Source organism: Pseudomonas salomonii (assembly GCF_900107155.1).
GTDB lineage: Bacteria > Pseudomonadota > Gammaproteobacteria > Pseudomonadales > Pseudomonadaceae > Aquipseudomonas > Aquipseudomonas salomonii.
Genome location: NZ_FNOX01000004.1, coordinates 233,820 through 252,756 on the forward strand (window position 1 = coordinate 233,820; position 18,937 = coordinate 252,756).

At 62.8% G+C, this 18,937-nt stretch carries 19 protein-coding genes; 4 read left to right on the forward strand and 15 right to left on the reverse strand.

Annotated features, from left to right (window positions below; all coding sequences use genetic code 11):
- Window positions 1–24 precede the first annotated feature (24 nt).
- Window positions 25–1,443, forward strand: a complete 1,419-nt coding sequence (locus BLV67_RS11120; RefSeq protein ID WP_003187920.1) for an FAD-dependent oxidoreductase — start codon at window positions 25–27, stop codon at window positions 1,441–1,443.
- Between the two features lie 223 nt (window positions 1,444–1,666).
- A complete protein-coding gene (gene hemE, locus BLV67_RS11125) occupies window positions 1,667–2,734 on the forward strand; it encodes a uroporphyrinogen decarboxylase (RefSeq protein WP_069786794.1) in 1,068 nt (355 codons plus the stop codon).
- Window positions 2,735–2,836: 102 nt separating this feature from the next.
- Here the strand turns inward: hemE and BLV67_RS11130 are convergent, their stop codons facing one another.
- Window positions 2,837–4,063, reverse strand: a complete 1,227-nt coding sequence (locus tag BLV67_RS11130) for an MFS transporter (protein WP_425272306.1) — start codon at window positions 4,061–4,063, stop codon at window positions 2,837–2,839.
- 172 nt (window positions 4,064–4,235) lie between these two features.
- On the opposite strand from BLV67_RS11130, the gene BLV67_RS11135 reads away from it, so the two are divergent.
- Window positions 4,236–5,129, forward strand: coding sequence for a LysR family transcriptional regulator (locus BLV67_RS11135; protein ID WP_069786796.1), 894 nt, complete (start codon window positions 4,236–4,238; stop codon window positions 5,127–5,129).
- An 87-nt stretch (window positions 5,130–5,216) separates the two neighbouring features.
- On the forward strand, window positions 5,217–5,612 hold the full coding sequence (locus tag BLV67_RS11140) for a type II toxin-antitoxin system PemK/MazF family toxin (protein WP_069786797.1): 396 nt from the start codon (window positions 5,217–5,219) through the stop codon (window positions 5,610–5,612).
- Window positions 5,613–5,816: 204 nt separating this feature from the next.
- Here BLV67_RS11140 and BLV67_RS11145 read toward each other — a convergent pair whose 3' ends face one another.
- The 14 genes from BLV67_RS11145 to BLV67_RS11210 are packed head-to-tail and all read right to left on the reverse strand — an operon-like array spanning window position 5,817 to window position 18,929.
- Complete coding sequence (locus BLV67_RS11145) at window positions 5,817–6,236, reverse strand: hypothetical protein (RefSeq protein ID WP_065930749.1); 420 nt, start codon at window positions 6,234–6,236, stop codon at window positions 5,817–5,819.
- Window positions 6,237–6,262: 26 nt separating this feature from the next.
- The gene (locus tag BLV67_RS11150; protein ID WP_069786827.1) at window positions 6,263–7,489 is read right to left on the reverse strand and encodes a beta-ketoacyl-ACP synthase; all 1,227 of its coding nucleotides are present in this window, start codon (window positions 7,487–7,489) and stop codon (window positions 6,263–6,265) included.
- Window positions 7,489–8,217, reverse strand: coding sequence for a 3-oxoacyl-ACP reductase FabG (fabG, locus tag BLV67_RS11155; RefSeq protein ID WP_056860606.1), 729 nt, complete (start codon window positions 8,215–8,217; stop codon window positions 7,489–7,491). Before fabG ends, BLV67_RS11150 begins: the two co-directional genes overlap by 1 nt.
- Window positions 8,214–8,675, reverse strand: a complete 462-nt coding sequence (locus BLV67_RS11160) for a hotdog family protein (protein WP_065930748.1) — start codon at window positions 8,673–8,675, stop codon at window positions 8,214–8,216. Before BLV67_RS11160 ends, fabG begins: the two co-directional genes overlap by 4 nt.
- Window positions 8,672–9,838, reverse strand: coding sequence for a beta-ketoacyl-[acyl-carrier-protein] synthase family protein (locus BLV67_RS11165; RefSeq protein WP_069786798.1), 1,167 nt, complete (start codon window positions 9,836–9,838; stop codon window positions 8,672–8,674). The genes BLV67_RS11160 and BLV67_RS11165 overlap by 4 nt, the downstream gene beginning before the upstream one ends.
- The gene (locus BLV67_RS11170) at window positions 9,835–10,317 is read right to left on the reverse strand and encodes a hypothetical protein (protein WP_069786799.1); all 483 of its coding nucleotides are present in this window, start codon (window positions 10,315–10,317) and stop codon (window positions 9,835–9,837) included. The genes BLV67_RS11165 and BLV67_RS11170 overlap by 4 nt, the downstream gene beginning before the upstream one ends.
- The gene (locus tag BLV67_RS11175; protein ID WP_069786800.1) at window positions 10,314–11,048 is read right to left on the reverse strand and encodes a class I SAM-dependent methyltransferase; all 735 of its coding nucleotides are present in this window, start codon (window positions 11,046–11,048) and stop codon (window positions 10,314–10,316) included. The genes BLV67_RS11170 and BLV67_RS11175 overlap by 4 nt, the downstream gene beginning before the upstream one ends.
- On the reverse strand, window positions 11,045–12,292 hold the full coding sequence (locus BLV67_RS11180; protein WP_074854462.1) for an NAD(P)/FAD-dependent oxidoreductase: 1,248 nt from the start codon (window positions 12,290–12,292) through the stop codon (window positions 11,045–11,047). Before BLV67_RS11180 ends, BLV67_RS11175 begins: the two co-directional genes overlap by 4 nt.
- Window positions 12,293–12,325: 33 nt before the next feature.
- Window positions 12,326–14,638: an MMPL family transporter gene (locus BLV67_RS11185; protein WP_069786801.1), complete on the reverse strand. Its 2,313-nt coding sequence runs from the start codon at window positions 14,636–14,638 to the stop codon at window positions 12,326–12,328.
- Entirely contained in the window at window positions 14,628–15,323 is a 696-nt protein-coding gene (locus tag BLV67_RS11190; protein WP_069786802.1) for an outer membrane lipoprotein carrier protein LolA, read from the reverse strand. Before BLV67_RS11190 ends, BLV67_RS11185 begins: the two co-directional genes overlap by 11 nt.
- Window positions 15,320–15,745 (reverse strand): acyl-CoA thioesterase, encoded by a 426-nt coding sequence (locus BLV67_RS11195; RefSeq protein WP_065930741.1) that lies wholly within the window; start codon window positions 15,743–15,745, stop codon window positions 15,320–15,322. Before BLV67_RS11195 ends, BLV67_RS11190 begins: the two co-directional genes overlap by 4 nt.
- The gene (locus BLV67_RS11200) at window positions 15,738–17,279 is read right to left on the reverse strand and encodes an HAL/PAL/TAL family ammonia-lyase (RefSeq protein ID WP_069786803.1); all 1,542 of its coding nucleotides are present in this window, start codon (window positions 17,277–17,279) and stop codon (window positions 15,738–15,740) included. Before BLV67_RS11200 ends, BLV67_RS11195 begins: the two co-directional genes overlap by 8 nt.
- The gene (locus BLV67_RS11205) at window positions 17,263–18,198 is read right to left on the reverse strand and encodes an LpxL/LpxP family acyltransferase (protein ID WP_069786804.1); all 936 of its coding nucleotides are present in this window, start codon (window positions 18,196–18,198) and stop codon (window positions 17,263–17,265) included. Before BLV67_RS11205 ends, BLV67_RS11200 begins: the two co-directional genes overlap by 17 nt.
- A complete protein-coding gene (locus BLV67_RS11210; RefSeq protein WP_069786805.1) occupies window positions 18,195–18,929 on the reverse strand; it encodes a glycosyltransferase family 2 protein in 735 nt (244 codons plus the stop codon). Before BLV67_RS11210 ends, BLV67_RS11205 begins: the two co-directional genes overlap by 4 nt.
- Window positions 18,930–18,937 lie beyond the last annotated feature (8 nt).

The following is an 18,937-nucleotide window of genomic DNA, read 5'->3' on the forward strand; positions in this document are numbered from 1 at the left end:
TGAAGAGTTTGATGAGGTTTTAACATGGCTGAACGTCTGAATAACGACTTCCAGTTCATCGATGTCGGGCGCAAAGATCCGAAGAAGAAACTGTTGCGTCAACGCAAGAAAGAGTTCGTGGAAATCTACGAACCCTTCAAACCCCAGCACTCGGCCGACCAGGCCCACCGCTGCCTGGGGTGCGGTAACCCGTATTGCGAATGGAAGTGCCCGGTGCACAACTTCATTCCCAACTGGCTCAAGCTGGTGGCCGAGGGCAACATCCTCGCCGCCGCCGAGCTGTCGCACCAGACCAACACCCTGCCGGAAGTCTGCGGCAGGGTGTGCCCGCAAGACCGTCTGTGCGAGGGTGCCTGCACCCTTAACGACGGCTTCGGCGCGGTGACCATCGGTTCGGTGGAGAAGTACATCACCGACACCGCGTTCGCCATGGGCTGGCGCCCGGACATGTCCAAGGTCAAGCCGACCGGCAAACGCGTTGCGATCATCGGCGCAGGCCCGGCGGGCCTGGGCTGTGCCGACGTGCTGGTGCGCGGCGGCGTGACCCCGGTGGTGTTCGACAAGAACCCGGAAATCGGCGGCCTGCTGACCTTCGGCATCCCCGAGTTCAAGCTGGAAAAAACCGTGCTGAGCCACCGTCGTGAAGTCTTCACCGGCATGGGTATCGAGTTCCGTCTCAATACCGAAATCGGCAAAGACATCACCATGGAGCAACTGCTCGCCGAATACGACGCCGTGTTCATGGGCATGGGCACCTACACCTACATGAAGGGCGGCTTTGCCGGTGAGGACCTGCCGGGCGTGTATGACGCGCTCGACTTCCTGATCGCCAACGTCAACCGCAACCTGGGCTTTGAAAAGTCGCCGGAAGATTTCGTCGACATGAAAGGCAAGAAAGTCGTGGTGCTGGGCGGTGGTGACACCGCGATGGACTGCAACCGCACCTCGATCCGCCAGGGCGCCAAGTCGGTGACCTGTGCTTATCGCCGTGACGAAGCCAACATGCCCGGTTCGCGCAAAGAGGTGAAGAACGCCAAGGAAGAAGGCGTGAAATTCCTCTACAACCGCCAGCCGATCGCCATCGTCGGTGAAGACCGTGTCGAAGGCGTGAAGGTGGTCGAGACTCGTCTTGGCGAGCCGGACGCCCGTGGCCGTCGCAGCCCCGAGCCGATCCCGGGTTCCGAAGAGATCATTCCGGCTGACGCCGTGGTCATCGCCTTCGGTTTCCGCCCAAGCCCGGCGCCGTGGTTCGAGCAGTTCGAAATCCAGACCGACAGCCAGGGCCGCGTAGTCGCCCCGGAACAAGGCCAGTACAAGCACCAGACCAGCAACCCGAAAATCTTTGCCGGTGGCGATATGGTGCGCGGCTCTGACCTGGTAGTGACCGCGATCTTCGAAGGCCGCAACGCCGCCGAAGGCATCCTGGATTACCTGCAGGTCTGATGATCGTTCCCACGCTCTGCGTGGGCATGCAGCCAGGGACGCTCTGCGTCCCGACTGGCGCGACGCGGAGCGTCACAGGAGGCATTACCACGCGGAGCGTGGGAACGATCTTGCGACGGTATTACCGCGACAAATTGACCCGATAGACAAAAGGCACGGCTCACTCCGTGCCTTTTGCGTCGCGCTCTGAGAAAATGCCCGCACTTTTTTTGCGGATGCCGACATGACTGCCCTCAAGAACGACCGTTTCCTTCGCGCCCTGCTCAAGCAACCCGTAGACATCACGCCCGTGTGGATGATGCGTCAGGCCGGTCGCTACCTGCCGGAATACCGCGCCAGTCGCGCCAATGCCGGCGACTTCATGAGCCTGTGCATGAACCCGGAGTTCGCCTGCGAAGTCACGATGCAGCCGCTGGACCGCTACCCACAACTGGACGCGGCCATCCTCTTCTCCGATATCCTCACCATCCCTGACGCCATGGGCCAAGGCCTGTATTTTGAAACCGGCGAAGGCCCGCGTTTCAAGAAAGTCGTCAGCACCCTGGCCGACATCGAAGCCCTGCCGATCCCGGACCCGCACAAAGACCTCGGTTACGTGATGGACGCTGTGAGCACCATCCGCCGCGAGCTTAACGGCCGCGTGCCGCTGATCGGCTTCTCCGGCAGCCCATGGACCCTGGCCACTTATATGGTCGAAGGCGGCTCATCGAAAGACTTCCGCAAGACCAAGGCCATGCTCTACGACAACCCGCAAGCCATGCACCTGCTGCTGGACAAGCTGGCGCAGTCGGTTACCAGCTACCTCAACGGCCAGATCATGGCCGGCGCGCAAGCGGTGCAAATCTTCGACACCTGGGGCGGCAACCTGTCGTCGGCGGCTTACCAGGAGTTCTCCCTGGCCTACATGCGCAAGATCGTCAGCGGCCTGATCCGCGAACACGAAGGTCGCAAAGTGCCGGTGATCATGTTCACCAAAGGCGGCGGCCTGTGGCTGGAAAGCATTGCTGATGCGGGCGCCGATGCACTGGGCCTGGACTGGACCTGCGACCTCGGCGAAGCCCGCCGTCGCGTCGGCAACCAGGTGGCGCTGCAAGGCAACATGGACCCGACCGTGCTCTACGCCAAACCGGAAGCGATCCGCACCGAAGTCGGCCGCATCCTGGCCAGCTATGGCAAGGGCAGCGGGCACGTGTTCAACCTCGGCCATGGCATCACGCCGGAAGTGAACCCGGAGCATGCGGGCGCGTTCCTGCGTGCGGTGCATGAGCTGTCGGCGCAATACCACGAATAAAACGCAAACCAAATGTGGGAGCTGGCTTGCCTGCGATGGCGGTGGTGAATTCACTATTGCTATCGCAGGCAAGCCAGCTCCCACATTAAAAGCAGGACTGCGTCAGGCCTTCACGTGCCCCAGCGGCGGCAATTTTGCCAGCTTCAGCGCCACCAGCAGCGCACCCATCAGCAACGCCACGATAAACCCGCCAATCCCGTTCCACCCGGCAAAGTGCCAGAAGAACCCGCCCGCCGTCCCCGCGACACTCGACCCCACGTAGTAGCAGAACAGATACAGCGACGACGCCTGCCCTTTGGCCTTCACTGCCCGCCGCCCAATCCAGCTGCTGGCCACCGAATGCGCGCCGAAGAAGCCGAAGGTGAAAATCAGCATGCCCGGCACCACCAGCCACAGCGGCGTGAACAAGGTCAGCAGCATCCCCGACAGCATCAAGACGATGGTGCCCCACAGCACGCGACGGCGGCCGAGACGGTCGGCCAGGGAGCCGATTTTGGCCGAGCTGTAGATGCCCGACAGGTACACCAGCGACAGCAGGCCGACCACGGCCTGGCTCAGCTCGTAGGGTGAAGCCAGCAGGCGATAGCCGATGTAGTTGAACATCGTCACGAACGCGCCCATCAGCAGGAAGGCTTCGAGGAACAGCCACGGCAGGCCCGCGTCCTTGAAGTGCATGACAAAACCGTCCACCAGGTTGCGCGGCTTGAGGCTGCTGGCGCGGAAGTTGCGCGATTCGGGGAGGATTTTCCAGAACACCGTGGCCGCGATCAGGGCCAGCGCGCCGATGATCAGCATTGCGGTGTGCCAGCTCACAAAGTCGATCAACACGCCGATGATCAGGCGCCCGCTCATGCCGCCAATCGCGTTGCCGCCGATGTACAAGCCCATGGCCAGGCCGATGTGCTGCGGGTGGATCTCTTCGCTCAGGTACGTCATCGCCACGGCGGCCAAGCCGCTTAACGACAGGCCCACCAGCGCACGCATCAGCAGAATGCCTTCCCAGGTCGGCATCAAGCCGCTGACGATGGTGGCCAGCGCGGCACAGAACAATGCGGCAACCATCACCGGCTTGCGTCCCAAACGGTCGGAAATCGGCCCGGTGATCAGCAGGCCCAGCGCCAGCATCGCTGTAGCGACAGAGAGGATCAGGCTGCTTTGCGCCGCATTGATGGAGAACTCGTGGGACAGCGCCGGCATCATCGGCTGCACGCAGTACAGCAGGGCAAAGGTGGCAAACCCGCCGGAGAACAGCGCCAGCACCGTGCGCATGAACATCGGCGTGCCTTTTTCGATGTACGCGTCATTGAGCTGAGCGACCACCTCATCCAAGGCGGTGGGCGGGACTTCTTGAGCGAATGGCGCGACAGCAGATTTCACGGGGACCTCGGGGAGGAAAAGCCTGCCAGGACTGGCAATACGAAAAAGAATATAGCTGCCTAATGATTCTTTCCAATATATTGTTCGACCTGTTTAAGAGGTTTTACGACCTAATGAGGTTTGCATGGAATTGCGTCACTTGCGGTACTTCATTGCCGTCGCCGAAGAGCTGCATTTTGGCCGCGCCGCGCAGGTGCTGGGCATCTCTCAACCGCCGTTGAGCCAGCAGATCCAGGCGCTGGAACAGGAGGTAGGCGCACGCTTGTTTGAGCGCACCAATCGTCGGGTTGAGCTGAGCGAGGCCGGCCGATTGTTCCTGCACGAGGCGCGTTTGGTGTTGGCGCAGGTGGATAAAGCCGCCGACGTGGCGCGCCGCGCGCAACTGGGCGAGTTAGGCGAATTGAAGATCGGCTTCACCTCGTCGGCGCCATTCAACTCCGGCATTCCACAGGCGATCTTTGCGTTTCGTAAAGCCTTCCCGGCGGTGCACCTGAATTTGCAGGAAATGAGCAGCACCGAGGTGGCCGAGTCGCTGGTGGATGAGTCGATTCAGGTGGGCCTGATGCGCCCGCTGCCGTTGCCGGATTCTCTAAGCGTGATCGAGTTGATGCGCGAGCCTTTGGTCGCGGTATTGAACGCTGGCCATCCGTTGGTGGAAGGCAGCGAGCGCGGCCTGCACCTGGCGCAACTGGCCGAGGAGCCGTTTGTATTTTTCCCGCGTACCTACGGCAGCGGCCTCTACGCTCAACTACTCAACCTGGCCCGCGATGCCGGCTTCAGCCCGCACTTCGCCCAGGAGGCCGGGGAGGCGATGACCATCATCGGCCTGGTGGCGGCGGGGTTGGGGGTGTCGGTACTGCCGGCGTCTTACCAGCGCATCCGCATTGATGGCGTGGTCTATCGCACCTTGCTTGATCGGGAGGCCGTGACGGCGGTGTGGCTGGTGCAGCGCAAGTGCACGCAAACGCCGATGGCCAAAGCCTTTGTGGAGTTGCTGACGCGCCAGGCAGTGGCGTAGGCAGCCTCACATATCAGGTAACGCAACCAGCTTAGTTATTCGCGAGAAAGTTGCGCAGAATCGCTCTTTTCAAAGCGAGTGAAATGGATGGCACTTCTTTACCAGCCCAAGGAGGGCAGCGTGTTGATTTGTGATTTCCGAGGTTATGAGGTTCCGGAGATCATCAAGATTCGACCCGTCATTGTGATACGCAAGCACCGCACCAATAAATTGCTGGTTACCGTAGTGCCCCTGAGCACAACCGCACCTCAAACGCTACTGGAGCATCACCTGCAGCTCGACAGCCATCTTCAAGGCGCACATCCCGTCTGCTGGGCGAAGTGCGACATTGTGGCGACCGTAAGCCTGGGACGACTGGATCGAATCAAAAGCAAGGACCGTCATGGCAAACGAACTTACAAAATCGCGGAGCTCACCAGTGAACAGTTTTTAGCGATAAAAGTGGCGGTGCGCAGTGCGCTGGGGCTGCGTTGGAGGGAATGAAGGGTAGGCGGCGCTTTGCCACCGATTGCAGGCAACCTGTTTTCAGGCATACTGGCCGGGTTCCCGAAAGGGGCTTGTGAGACTCTGAGGATCCTGGGTAACCAGCCATCGCAGAGCCGGGCAGGAAGTGGCGATGACAAGCCGACCTGTTTGTGAAGAGGGCGCCGAAAGGCGCCCTTTGTCGTTTCTGCAGAACGCAAAGCCTCAGTTCTGCTTCAACGCCTCCACGCCATTGATACCCGCACTCTGCAAGCCCGCCATGATGTCGCGGTCCAGCATGCTCACCCAGCGGTTGTAGTTGCGATGGATCTTGCCGTCCTTGTAGCCCAGGTCGCGGCTGTCGCGGTAGGTGATGGCGTAGCTGGTGCGGGTGTAGCGGATATCGATTTCGGCGTGAAATTGGTTACGCACGGTGATTTCGGCCTGCACCAGTTGCGGGCTCAGGCGTTGCACGGTCCACTCGCGTTTTTGCAGGGCCGCGACGATCACCTGTTTGATTTTCTCTTCGCTGAGCTGGGCCGTGGCCGGCAAATCGTGCTGGGTGTTAAGCACGGGTTTGCTGGTGCAACCGGCGGTGGTTAGCAGGGCCAGAGTGATCAGGGTGGCGCGTAGCAAGGAAGACATTCCGTTTTCTCCAATCAATTAAAAAATCAGGACCAGCGGCGAAAGATCAGCGAAGTGTTGACGCCGCCGAAGGCAAAATTGTTGTTCATCACATAGTCGTTGTGCATCTCGCGAAACCCACCTTGCAGGTAATCCAGGTCGCCGCATTGCGGGTCGACAGCATCCAGATTGAAGGTGTGTACGTACTGGTCGCGGTTCATCATTTCGATGCTGAACCACGACTCCAGCGCGCCGCACGCGCCCAAGGTGTGGCCCAGAAAGCTCTTCTGCGAACTGATCGGCATGCGGCTGCCGAACAGGCTGCTGGTGGCCAGCGTTTCGGCGATGTCGCCCTGGTCGGTGGCGGTGCCGTGGCCGTTGACGTAGCCGATGGCGGATGGCTCAAGCCCGGCATCTTCCAGCGCCAGCTCCATGGCGCGGCGCATGGTTTTCTGCTCCGGGCGCGTGGTGTGCTGGCCGTCGGCGTTGCTGCCAAAACCCACCAGTTCGGCGTGGATATGCGCACCGCGTGCCAGGGCATGCTCAAGTTCTTCGAGCACCAGCATGCCGCCGCCTTCGCCGATCACCAGGCCGTCACGGCCGCTGTCGTAAGGGCGTGGGCTGGTTTGTGGCGCGTCGTTTTTCAGGCTGGTGGCGTACAGCGCGTCGAACACCATGGCTTCGGTGGGGCACAGCTCTTCGGCGCCGCCGGCAAGCATCAACGGCAAGCGGCCGAACTTGATCGCCTCGTAGGCGTAACCAATGCCCTGGCTGCCGCTGGTGCAGGCGCTGGAGGTGGGGATCAGCCGCCCGGTGAGGCCAAAGAAGATGCTGATATTTGCCGCCGTGGTGTGCGGCATCATGCGCACATAGGAGTTGGCATTCAGCCCCTCGGCCACCGAGTTCAGCAGCATATTGCCGAACGCCTTGATCTCATCGGTGCTGCCGGTAGATGAGCCACAGGCCACGCCCATGCGCCCGTCCTTGATCGATTCATCGCCGAGCAACCCGGCATCCTGCAACGCCTGTTCCGCCGCCCATACCGCCAGGCGTGAGACGCGGCCCATGCTGCGCAGTTGCTTGCGCGTCCAGTGCGCAGGCACGACGAAATCGTCGATCGGCCCGGCCAGACGCGTGTTCAATTCAGTAAAACGGTCCCACTCATCCATGCGCCGGATGCCGCTGCGGTTGGCGCGAAAGTTGGCGGCGATGGTATCCCAATCGCTGCCCAGGGAGGTCATGCCGGCCATGCCGGTGACGACGACGCGCTTCATCAGCACAAGCCCCCATTCACGGCCAGCACTTGGCGCGTGATATAGCCGGCCTCGGCCGACATCAGGAAATTCACCGCGCCGGCGACCTCTTCCGGGGTGCCCATGCGCTGCGCCGGAATCATCTTCATCAGTTCTTCGACCGGCACGTTTTCATCCAGCATCGCCGTGTCGATCAAGCCTGGGGCCACGCAGTTGACGGTGATCTTGCGCTTGCCCAGTTCAATCGCCAGGGCCTTGGCTGCGCCGATCAACCCGGCTTTGGAGGCACTGTAGTTGACCTGGCCACGGTTGCCGATCAAGCCGGAAACCGAGGTGATGCACACAATGCGTCCGGCCGCGCGACGACGAATCATCGGCATCATCACCGGGTGCAGCACGTTGTAGAAACCATCCAGGTTGGTGCGCATCACCACATCCCAATCGTCTTCCGAGAGGGCCGGGAAAGCGCCGTCGCGGGTCAGGCCGGCGTTGAGCACCACGCCGTAATAGGCGCCATATTGCTCCACGTCGGCCTCAAGGATCTCCTTGCAGCTGGCGCGATCCGCCACATCGAATTGCAGCACCCGCGCCTTGCGGCCCAATGCCTCGACCTCGACTTTTACCGCGTCCGCTTCAGCGCGGCCACTGCGGCAATGCAGCACGATGTCATGCCCGGCCTGGGCCAGGCGCAGAGCAATGGCGCGGCCGATGCCACGGCTGGAGCCGGTGACCAGTACGGATTCAGTCATGGCGTTGCGTCCTTCGGTTCTTCTAAATAGTTGGCCGCCTGGGGCGGTCGAAATACGTTCAAGCGTGCGCTGGCCTGGATACCGTCGCCGGTCAGGTGGCATTCGAACACACCCATGCCGTTGTCGTCTTCCAGCGAGCGCAGGCCGTGGATGCGCAGCTCGGCACCGGCCGGGAAATGCTCCACGTTGCATTCAAACTTGCGCGTGCCGAGCAGGAAACCCAGTTCCACTGCCTCGCCGTTCCGGCGCGCGCGGCAGCCGGCATAGGCGGCGACGCTCTGCGCCATCAGCTCAATGCCGACCCAGGCCGGCAGGCTGCCGTCCGGCCGGTTGAACAGGCCGCCGGGCTTGACGGTGGCGCGGGTGTGAACCTGCTCTTCATCGAACGACAGCACCTGGTCGATCAGGATCATGTCGCCCGCGTGGGGCAGCAGCTCGGCGAGTGGCCAATCGATCATGGGGCCTCCGCGATTATCAGGCTGACGTTATTGCCGCCGAAGGCAAACGAGTTGCTCATCAGGCAGCGTTTTTTCAAGGTGTCGCCGGTCTGTGCCCACTGCAACACGGGCAGCGCCGGGTCGGCTTGGCCGTCCCACACATGCGGCGGTACACGGTCATGCACCAGGCTCAACCAGCAGAACGCCGCTTCCAGCGCGCCTGCGGCACCGAGGGTGTGACCGCTCATGGGCTTGGTCGACGAACAGGCTACGCCTTGAGGAAACAGGCTGGCGACGGCCAGGCTTTCCATGGCGTCGTTGTGTTGGGTCGCGGTGCCGTGCAGGTTCAGGTAACCGATGTGTTCCGGTTCAAGTTTGGCACTGGCCAAGGCCTTGCGCATCGACTGCAACGCACCTTTGCCGGTGGGCTCTGGCGCGGAGATATGGTGCGCATCGCAACTGGCGCCGCTGCCGAGCAAGGCAATCGGCGCAGGTGTTTTGGTCATCAGAAACAGCACCGCCGCTTCGCCGATATTGATGCCGTTGCGGTTCACCGAAAACGGATTGCAACGCTCGCTGGAGACCGCTTCCAGCGCGGTAAAGCCGTTCAGCGTCAGCTTGCACAGGCTGTCGACGCCACCGCAGATCACCGCATCACACACACCCAGGTCGAGCAGGCGCTGGGCGCTCATCAACGCACGGGCGCTGGAAGTGCAAGCAGTAGAAATCACATAGGCCGGGCCGCTGACCTGCAACCAGTCGGCGAGAAAATTCGCCGGTGCGCTGAGTTCCTGTTGCTGGTAGTCATAGTCACCCGGGAACTGCTGCCCACGCAGGTAATGCGCGATGCCGCGACTGGCTTCATCGATGCCCGAGGTGCTGGTGCCCAGCACAATGCCGACCCGCGAGGCGCCGTAGGTGTGGATCGCCCGGCGCAGCTCGCTTTCAATCTGCACGGCCGCTTCCAGCAGCAATTGGTTATTGCGGCTGCTCTGCGGGCGTAGCTCAGCCGGGATTGCCACCAGCTCACTGCGCACGCCGCCCACCGGCAGCACGCGTTCTGGCACCCAACCGCTTTCGGCGCGCATGCCGGAGCAATCGCCGGCAAACAGGTTGCGGCTGACCTCAGCCTGGCCCCGCCCCAGGGCGCAGATCACGCCCAGGGCATTCAGGTAAGCCGTCATCGCGCCGCCCCCAGTGGGGTGATGCGGTAGCTCAACGGCTGGTCGGCCATGTTCACGCTGAACACCTCGGAGGACTGATAGACAATCTGCCAATGCCCCGGCAGCGTGCGCGTCAGGTCCATGGCCTGGGCACGCGGGTACAGCGTGGGCACGTCATCGGCCGAGGTCAGCGCAAACAACAGCGCCGCAAACAGCTCACGCGCCTGCGGATTGGGCGGCAGCAAGCCGTCGGCTTGCCACTGGCCATTGATCAGCTTTTGCCGGGCCTGGGGAATGCCCAACGGGTCCATCATCGACCAACGAATGGCCGTGCCTTCGCGCTGGATCACCAGCAGCCAGTCCTGGGTTTGGCCGTCGGCTCGGCGCTGCACGTGCAGTTGCATGGGCAAGGCCAGGGTCGGGGTTTTTTCGGGCAGCGGCGGCTGGCTGACGCAGGCGCTCAGCAGCAACAGGCAACTTATCAACAGCATGCGAATCATGTTTCGGCGCTCGCTAAAGGTTTACGCGCCACGCAGTTGACCAGGGTTTCTTCGCGTTGGCCAACCGGCGGCGGGTTGCGCAGGCCCCAGCGTTCGAGCAGGCCGAAATCGCTGGAACGGCTCCACCACAAATACGGGTACGACACGTTCTGCGGGCCGAACTCAAAACCCTGCTCGCGCAGCATCTGCAAGTACTCTTCAGCGCTTTTCTGCACATGCATCGGGTGGCGGAACAGCCAGCGAATCACCCAGGTGTCGATATAGGCTTCGGTGGATTCGGCAAACAGCAGATAGCCGCCCGGCTTGAGTACGCGATAGAACTCTTTCAAGGCGCGATGCTGTTCCACCAGATGGTGAAAGGTCTGGTGGCAGAACAGGATGTCGACGCTTGCGTCCGGCACGTCGAGCGTGGCGCAGTCGCTGCCGATCAGCTCGATGGCCAAGCCTTGGCGCTTGGCTTCTGCCTGGCTCAGCTCCAGGCTGTGCGGGTCGGCATCCAGGCCGATCAAGCGCTGTGGCGCGAACACCTGCTGCAAATACTGGAACGACTTGCCCTGGCCGCAACCGGCATCCAGCAACACCGGCGCCACCGGCAGCGGGTCGGTGAACAAGCTGCGCAGGTCGTTGATCGCCACGCGCAATACGTGGTGCTGCCAAGTGTGGCTGCGCAGGAACCAGAAACCGAACCTGGTTTCTTCGACGTAGTTTTTACTCAGGTATTGGCTACTCATACCGGCTCCCCCGCGCAAATTTCCGACAGCATCCGCAGGCGCCGCTTGGGCTCGCTGACAAATGGGTTGCGCTCATCCCAGGCGTAACCGGCGAGGATCGAACTGATCATCCGGCGAATCTCCGGCGAGCTGCCTGGGTGAAAAATCACGTCCTGGAAGGTGCCGGCATACCAGCCTTCGACATAGCAACGGAAGGTGTCGACCCCGCGTTTGAGCGGCTCGGCGAACTCGGTTTGCCAGTCGACGGTTTCGCCCTTGAGTTGGCGGCTGAGCACACCTGCGGCCATGCTCGCCGAGCGCATGGCGATGGTCACGCCGGAAGAGAACACCGGGTCGAGAAACTCCGCCGCATTGCCCAGCAGCGCAAAGCCTGGGCCATGCAGGGTTTTGACGTTGGCCGAATAGCCGCCGAGGGTGCGTGCTGGCGTATCCCATACGGCGTTTTGCAACACGCCGGCGAGGCTTGGCGTCTCAGCGATGAAACCGCGCAGGCAGGCGTTGAGGTCGCTGTCGAGACCGTCGAAATGCTCCTTGGCTGCGACCACGCCCACCGAGCAGCGGCCATTGCTGAACGGGATGGTCCAGAACCAGATATCGCGCTGGGTCGGGTGAGTGGTGACAAGGATTTTGCTGCGATCAAAACCTGGGTGTGTGATGTGATCTTCAACGTGGGTAAACACCGCCTGGCGCACCGGGAAATTCGACGGCGCTTCCAGGTCCAGCAGGCGCGACAACACGCGGCCGTAGCCGCTGGCATCGAGCACGAATTTGGCCTTGAGGTGATACTCGCTGCCATTCTCGCGGCGTACATGCAGGTAGCGGCTTTCACCGGCGAAATCCACACCGACGATGCTTTCGCCGTAGCGAATCTCTACGCCCTGCAAGGCCGCCTGATCGGCCAGCAACTTGTCGAACTCGCCGCGCTGCACCTGGAAGGTGGTGGGCTTGCCGTTGCTGAAGGTGTCACTGAAATCAAACGCACTGTAGCGCTCGCCCCAGGCGAACGCCGCGCCGGTTTTTACCTGGAAACCCGCAGCCTGCACGGCGTCGAGCATGCCGGCCTCTTCGATAAAGTCGATGCAGTGCGACAGCAGGCTTTCGCCAATCGAGAAACGCGGGAAATGCTCGCGCTCGATAATCAATACATCATGCCCGTTGCGCTTTAACAGCGCGGCGGCGATGGCGCCGGATGGCCCGGCACCGATCACCACCACCTGGCGACGTTCCATTTCAACTGTGGGCACGAGGGCTCCTTGCCACTTTGGCGATTAACACATTCATAAGGCGTGCTTCTGATGCCCGGCCCAAGGCGCCAGCATAAAGCTGAACGCCAGGCCAAGGCTGACCGACAGGCCGAAATTACTCACGGCGGGTGTACTCGACACCGCCAGCAGGCCAAACGACAACCAGGTCGTCAGCGCCGCCAGCAGCGTACCTAAAAGACTCACGGCCGCGCCGCCGATCTGCTCGCGCATCAAGATCGCATAGTCGACGCTGATGGCGGTGACCAACAGCAGGCCGAACAGGCTGAACAAGGTCAGCGGCTGGCCCAGCCAACCGAGGCTGGCGAGGCTGCACAAGGCCGCGAGCAACGGCAGGGCGACGATGCGCAACGCACCGCCAAAGCCGAACGGCATGATCAATAACAGCACAATCAGCACACACGACATCAACTTCAATTGCGCCGCGCTGATCTGCGTGTCGGCAAACACCCGGTTCAAGTCACCCAGCCGGTCGACCAGTTGCACGCCGGGTAAATCCAGCGCTTGCACGCGCAACAGCGCCGGGTTGTTCAGGCCTTGCAGGCTGACCATCGCCGCCACGCCGCCGTCCACCGGCCCCAGCCACAAGGTGCGCCATGGCTCAGCCAATGGGCCGATCAGTGCGGCATCGATGTCTTCGGTGGGCAGTGCTTGCAGTTGCGTGACTTCGGCTTGCAGCGCGCTGGCCGGCACGCCCAGGTCCAGCAGCGGCTGCCAGTGCTGTGCGAGGTTGTTCAGCGCATCACGAAGGTGTTGCTGCTCAGCCGGCAGGCTCACCAGTTGGTTGAGCGCCAGGTAGCCTTGCAGCTTGCCCATGTTCACCAACTGATCCAGGCGTTCGCCCAGGGCGGCCTGGCGTTCCAGCAACTGCTGCTGGTTGTCGGCGCGCACCAAGAAAAACTGGCTGGTGGGCTGGAACCCGGTGATACGCGCCACGGCCTGCGCCTCTTGCAGCAATTGCGGCGGGGCGCCGATCCACTGGCGGATATCGTTTTTACTGTTCAAGTGCCACAGGCCGCCCGCGCAAAACAACAGCAGCAGCGCCAGCAATACCGGGCTTGGCACGCGCTTGAGCAGCGCGGCGCGCAATAGCCACAGGCATTCGGCGATGCGCAGCGGCCATTGCGCCGGGCGCAGTTCCACGCCCTTGAGCAGCGCGGGCAGCAGGCACACGGCCGACAGGTAAGCACCGACCAGGCCGGCGGCGGAGAACACCGCGATTTGCGTCAGCGCCGGGAACGGCGTCCAGGCCAGCGCCAGGTAGCCGATGCAACTGGTCGCCAGGCTCAGGCTCAGCCCCGGCAAGGTCAGGCGCAATGCCGGCCAGCTGCGCCAGGGTTGCAGGCTCCAGCTTTTGGACAGGTAATGCAGCGGGTAATCCACCGCCACGCCGATCAGGCTGGAGCCCAGCACCAGGGTCATCACATGCATATGGCCGAACAGCGCCACACAGGCCACCGCGCCGAACAGCATGCCCACCAGCACCGGCACAAACGCCAGCAGCACGCGCCAGCGCCGAAACGCCAGCAACAGCAACAACAGGATGCCCAGCGTGGCGCCGCCACCCACCCAGGTGATTTCCCGCGTGGCTTGTTGCTGCCCGTTGGCGGCGTAAAGCAGGCCGCTGGCAGCGAGCAATTGCGCGCCTTGCTCGCGGGCCTGTTCGCGACCGGCCTGGAGCAGATCCGCCACTTGCAGCGGCAGTTTCATGTCAAAGGCATTGCCGGTGGTGCGCGCACGCAGCAGCACCCAGCTTTTGCCGTCGGCATCGGCAATCAATGCGCCGCTGCCGATATCCAGCTGCACCGAACCGTGCTGCGGCTGGCTGTTCTGGATGCGCCCGGTGAGGCCCAGCCAGTCGTCCTGGCTCGGCACCAGGCTGAACCCGGTAAACGGGTCGAACAAAGCCTGCACGCGCTGCTGGATGAACACGTCGGGCTGTTCGATCAACTGCTCGCGGTCCTTGGCCGAGAGCATTGCCAGCCGCCCGCGCAGCAGTTGTTCACGCAGGGCGGGCAAGTCGGCTTGCAGGTTCCACTGCACTTTTTCAAACAGCCCGCTGGCCTGCCAGCGTTCGCCCATCTGCTGGGCGATGTCCACGGCTTTTTGCCGGTCGGCATGCCCTACCAACACCAGCATTTCGCGGTTCAGCGGTTCCTGCATACGCTGTTCGGCCTTGAGTTCCAGCGCGTCCGGCGTGCTGCCCGGCACCAGCTCCATCAGGTTGGCCGACAACGGCGCGCCCTGGCGCCATTGCCAGCCGGCCAGGGCCAATACCGCCACCAGCAGGATCAAGAACAGGCGCGGCAGCCAGCGCTCACTGGGCAAAGTCGTGTTGCTCCGATTCGCTCAACGGTTGGCCGGCAGTGCTGTCCTGCATGCGCAGCACGGTGCTGTCGCCCTGGGTTTCCAGCAGTTCGATTGTTTGCACCAGCTCGCCGCCGTCGATATTGATCCGGGTGAACACCTGCTTGAGCAGCAGCGAGCGTGGGACCAGCGTCAGCTTCCACTGTTGGGCTTCGCCTTGCAGTTGCAGCTCGAAATCACGCTGCAAGCCACTGCTGTCGCCCTGAAGCACGGCCAGAAACAGGCGATTCTGCTCGGCACCGGCGCTCTTGTTCGGCAGCAATTGCCAGCCATTGGCGTCACGCCGGGCAATGCCTTGGGCGCTGATGCGGTAGTCCTGTTGCAGCGGGGTTTTGAGCAGCCACAGCAGGCCGTGGTCTTTGGCGAGTACGAACGTGCCTTTGCTCACCAAGGGCTGGGGCAGGGCGCGCAGGTGTTTTTCCTGGGTGAAGTTGCCGTGGATGACGGAGGGTTTGGCCAGTTGGTCGCTGAGCTGCTGCAAGTCGAAAGCGTGAGCCAGACCTGGAATACACAACAACAGAACGTACCCGATCAATGTGGGAGCGGGCTTGCTCGCGAATAGCCTGAGTGCGCCGCGTAGTGTCAGGCGACCCACGTTATCGTTGACGACCTTCGCGGGCAAGCCCGCTCCCACAGGGGATCTCATTTCAGGGCTCTCTCTACGGCGTTGGTGAATACTTTTGGCGAGGCCAGCTGCATCTCGCGGCTGGCGATTTCTACCGCCACTTGCACGGTGCTGGCGCGAGTCAGGCGCTCGCCGCTGGCGAGGTCGGTAATCAGGTAGTTCACCTTCAAACGGTTCTCCCATTCCACCAAACTGGCGCGCACGTTGAGGGTCTGGCCGAACACCGCGCCGCGCACATAGCGCAGCTGCATGTCGATCACCGGCCAGGCGTAGCCGGATTCGAGCATCGCCGTGTAGTTGTGGCCGAGCTTGTCCAGCAACGCGCAGCGCGCCACTTCCAGGTACTTCACGTAATGCCCGTGCCACACCACGTTCATGGTGTCGACATCAAAAAACGGCACGAGTATTTGCGTGTCGCAATGCAAAACGCCCTGGCTACGCATGCAGCCTCCAGTGTTGCTCGGCGATACGTTTGAGGCACAGGCGCAGTTCGCCTTCCAGGGCCCGGTCTTCGATCACCGGCGGGAAGTCTTTGGCCAGCTCGATATGCATGGCCGCCAGGGCCGGTGGCAGTGGGCGTGCGTCTTCAGCCTGGGCGCGCAGCCACACGCCCTGGTTGGCGGCGAGCAGCGTGGCGGCGGCGACCTGTTCGGTCAGCTCCAGCACGCGGATTGCGTCGCGGGCAGCGATGGTGCCCATGCTCACCTTGTCCTGGTTGTGGCACTCGGTGGAGCGCGAGAACACGCTGGCCGGCATGGTGTTTTTCAGCGCTTCGGCGGTCCAGGCGCTGGTGCCGATCTGCACGGCCTTGAAGCCGTGGTTGATCATCGCGCGGTCTGCCGGCGCGCCGGACAGGTTGCTCGGCAGGCCATGGTTGTAACGCACGTCTACCAGCAGCGCGAGTTGGCGGTCGAGCAGGTCGGCGACGTTGGCCACCAGGGTCTTGAGGCTGTCCATGGCAAAAGCGATATGCCCGCCGTAGAAGTGACCGCCGTGCAGCACGCGTTCTGCTTCGGCGTCGATGATCGGGTTGTCGTTGGCGCTGTTCAGTTCGACTTCGATAAATGAACGCAGCCAGTTCAAGCTGTCGGCCAACACGCCCAGCACATGCGGTGCGCAGCGCAGCGAATAGCGATCCTGCAAGCGGTGCAGCGGCGCGGTCGGCGCATCGATCGCCAGGTCCTTGCGCAGCCACGCAGCCACTTGCATCTGCCCCGGATGCGGCTTGGCGGCGAACAGGCGCTCGTCGAAGTGTTCCGGGTTGCCTTGCAGCGCCACCACGTTCAACGCGGTGATGCGCGTGGCCAGTTGCAGCAGGTAGTCGGCACGGACGAAGGCCAGGCAGGCAAGGCCGGTCATCACGGCGGTGCCGTTCATCAAGGCCAGGGCTTCCTTGGGGCGCAGCACCAGCGGTTCCCAGCCGAGTTCACGGTGCACGTCGGCAGCCTGGCGGCGTTCGCCACGGAACAGCACTTCGCGCTCACCGGACAGGGTCGCAGCCACATAGGACAGCGGCGTCAGATCGCCGCTGGCGCCCACCGAACCTTCTTCCGGGATCAGCGGCAGCACGTCGTGTTCGAGGAAGGCATGCAGGCGCTCCAGCAACTCCACACGCACACCGGATACGCCATGGCACAGCGACTGCAAGCGTGCGGCGAGCACAGCGCGGGTGGCTTGGGCGTCGAGTAACTTGCCCAGGCCGCAACCGTGGAAGGTGTAGAGGTGGCGCGGCAACGCTTCGACGTGCTGCAACGGCACCGCCACCACGCAGGAGTCGCCGTAGCCGGTGGTCACGCCGTAGATCACGCCTTCCTTGTCCAGCAGCGAGTCGAGGAACTGCGCGCCTTTGGCGATGCGCTGGCGATAAGCGGCGTCAGCCTGCAGTTGCGTGGGCGCCTGGCGGTTGGCCAGGGCCAGCACGTCTTCGATTGGCAGGTGGCGTTCGCCAAAAATTACCGGTTCAAGATGCGGGGTCATCGGTCTTCCAGAAAGGGTAAAAGTTGAACCATTGTTGGGGCGCCTCCAGGCAAAACTGGCCCAGGCGTGCGGCGTAGCGGGCGGTCCACAGGGCAATGACCTGCTCGCGGGTGCTGCGCTTCCATTCGATCAAGGCGGCGAACGGCTCGATGGTCAGGCGATAGCGGCCATTGTGCTTGAGGCACATCAGCAGGTTGACCGGGCATTTAAGCAGGCCGGCCAGCAGCCACGGGCCTTGAGGGAAGGCGGCGGCATGCCCAAGGAAATCCACGCGCACCTTGCGCCCGCCGTGCAGCGGCACGCGGTCACCGGCAATCGCCAGCCACTCGCCCTCGTCCAGGCGCTGGCTGAGCAGCAGCATGGTCGCCGGGTCCAGCTCGCTGACCTGAATCAGGCGCAAATGCGTGGCCCCGGCTTCGCCCAGCAGGCGGTTGAATTGTTCGGCGTGCTTGGTGTGCACCAGCACGTTCATGGTGACTTGCTCGCCGATCTCTGCGAGTGCACGGCACACTTCGAGATTGCCCAAGTGCGCGCCCACCAGCATCTGGCCGCGCTCGCCACGTAACTGCCCGCGCAATTGCGCCGGGTCGTTGATTTCGATCTGTTCGATGCGCAGCTTGCCGTTCCATACGTCGAGCTTGTCGAGCAGGGAGTCGGCGAAGGCCATGAACTGCGCGAACACGCTTTTATGGCTGGGCCGCAACGCGTCGCGCCCGCTCCAGTCGGCCAGGCGCTGCTGGTATTCCCAGGCGCTTTGCCGCGCCGTGCGGCCGAACAGGAAAAAGTACAAAACAATGCCGTACAGCACCGGGCTCAACAGGCGACGGCCCAGCACTTTGGCCGCGAACGCGGTGAGTTTCATCAGCCAGAAGCTGCCGCGTTCTTCACGGTCGGCCCAGTGTTTGGTGCTGTCACTCATGCCTGCCACCGTCGCCACACAATCATCGGCGCGCGCACCAGCATGCCGAAGAACAGCCGGGTGTGCATGGCACTGATGCGCACGTTGTCGCGGAACAGGCGGAAGTGTGACACGCCGTCGGTGGGGTAATGCACCTGGGTCGGCAGCCAGCGCATCGGCTGGTTGCGCCAGGCCAGGCGCACCAGGATGTCGGAGTCGAAATCCATGCGCGTGCCAATGTACGCCGAGTCCATCAACGCCAGGGTGGGCGCCAATGGGTACACGCGAAAACCGCACATCGAGTCGCGAATCTGCAGCGACAGGGTGTTGATCCACACCCACACGTGGGTCAGGTAACGCGCGTAGAGGCGGCCTTTGGGCACGCTGTCGTCGTATTCGGGGTAGCCGCAGATCACCGCGTTTGGGTGCGTGCGCGAGGCGTCGAGGAAACTGTCGACTTCACGCAGGTCGTGCTGGCCGTCGGCGTCTACCTGCAGGGCGTGGGTAAAGCCCAGGCGCGCGGCTTCGCGAAAACCGGCCATGACCGCGCCGCCTTTGCCTTGGTTGTTTGGCAGGGTCAGCAAGATGACGTGATCGAGCGTTGCCAGGTGCGCCAATACCGCCGCGCACGCCGGGCTGCTGCCGTCATCGACCAGCAGGCACGGCAGGCCGCTGTTCAACAGGCTGTGCACCACGGCGGGTACGGCGGTTTCGTGGTTGTAGACCGGGATGAGGGCGCAGGGGTTATGCATGGGCGGGG

Coding starts and splice junctions, on each gene's coding strand:
- fabG (WP_056860606.1), bottom strand. CDS start 8,217: ATGACTGAATCCGTACTGGTCACCGGCTCCAGCCGTGGCATCGGCCGC.
- BLV67_RS11160 (WP_065930748.1), bottom strand. CDS start 8,675: ATGATCGATTGGCCACTCGCCGAGCTGCTGCCCCACGCGGGCGACATG.
- BLV67_RS11190 (WP_069786802.1), bottom strand. CDS start 15,323: ATGAGATCCCCTGTGGGAGCGGGCTTGCCCGCGAAGGTCGTCAACGAT.
- BLV67_RS11175 (WP_069786800.1), bottom strand. CDS start 11,048: ATGAGTAGCCAATACCTGAGTAAAAACTACGTCGAAGAAACCAGGTTC.
- hemE (WP_069786794.1), top strand. CDS start 1,667: ATGACTGCCCTCAAGAACGACCGTTTCCTTCGCGCCCTGCTCAAGCAA.
- BLV67_RS11145 (WP_065930749.1), bottom strand. CDS start 6,236: ATGTCTTCCTTGCTACGCGCCACCCTGATCACTCTGGCCCTGCTAACC.
- BLV67_RS11165 (WP_069786798.1), bottom strand. CDS start 9,838: ATGACGGCTTACCTGAATGCCCTGGGCGTGATCTGCGCCCTGGGGCGG.
- BLV67_RS11195 (WP_065930741.1), bottom strand. CDS start 15,745: ATGCGTAGCCAGGGCGTTTTGCATTGCGACACGCAAATACTCGTGCCG.
- BLV67_RS11170 (WP_069786799.1), bottom strand. CDS start 10,317: ATGATTCGCATGCTGTTGATAAGTTGCCTGTTGCTGCTGAGCGCCTGC.
- BLV67_RS11200 (WP_069786803.1), bottom strand. CDS start 17,279: ATGACCCCGCATCTTGAACCGGTAATTTTTGGCGAACGCCACCTGCCA.
- BLV67_RS11135 (WP_069786796.1), top strand. CDS start 4,236: ATGGAATTGCGTCACTTGCGGTACTTCATTGCCGTCGCCGAAGAGCTG.
- BLV67_RS11150 (WP_069786827.1), bottom strand. CDS start 7,489: ATGAAGCGCGTCGTCGTCACCGGCATGGCCGGCATGACCTCCCTGGGC.
- BLV67_RS11120 (WP_003187920.1), top strand. CDS start 25: ATGGCTGAACGTCTGAATAACGACTTCCAGTTCATCGATGTCGGGCGC.
- BLV67_RS11205 (WP_069786804.1), bottom strand. CDS start 18,198: ATGAGTGACAGCACCAAACACTGGGCCGACCGTGAAGAACGCGGCAGC.
- BLV67_RS11140 (WP_069786797.1), top strand. CDS start 5,217: ATGGCACTTCTTTACCAGCCCAAGGAGGGCAGCGTGTTGATTTGTGAT.
- BLV67_RS11210 (WP_069786805.1), bottom strand. CDS start 18,929: ATGCATAACCCCTGCGCCCTCATCCCGGTCTACAACCACGAAACCGCC.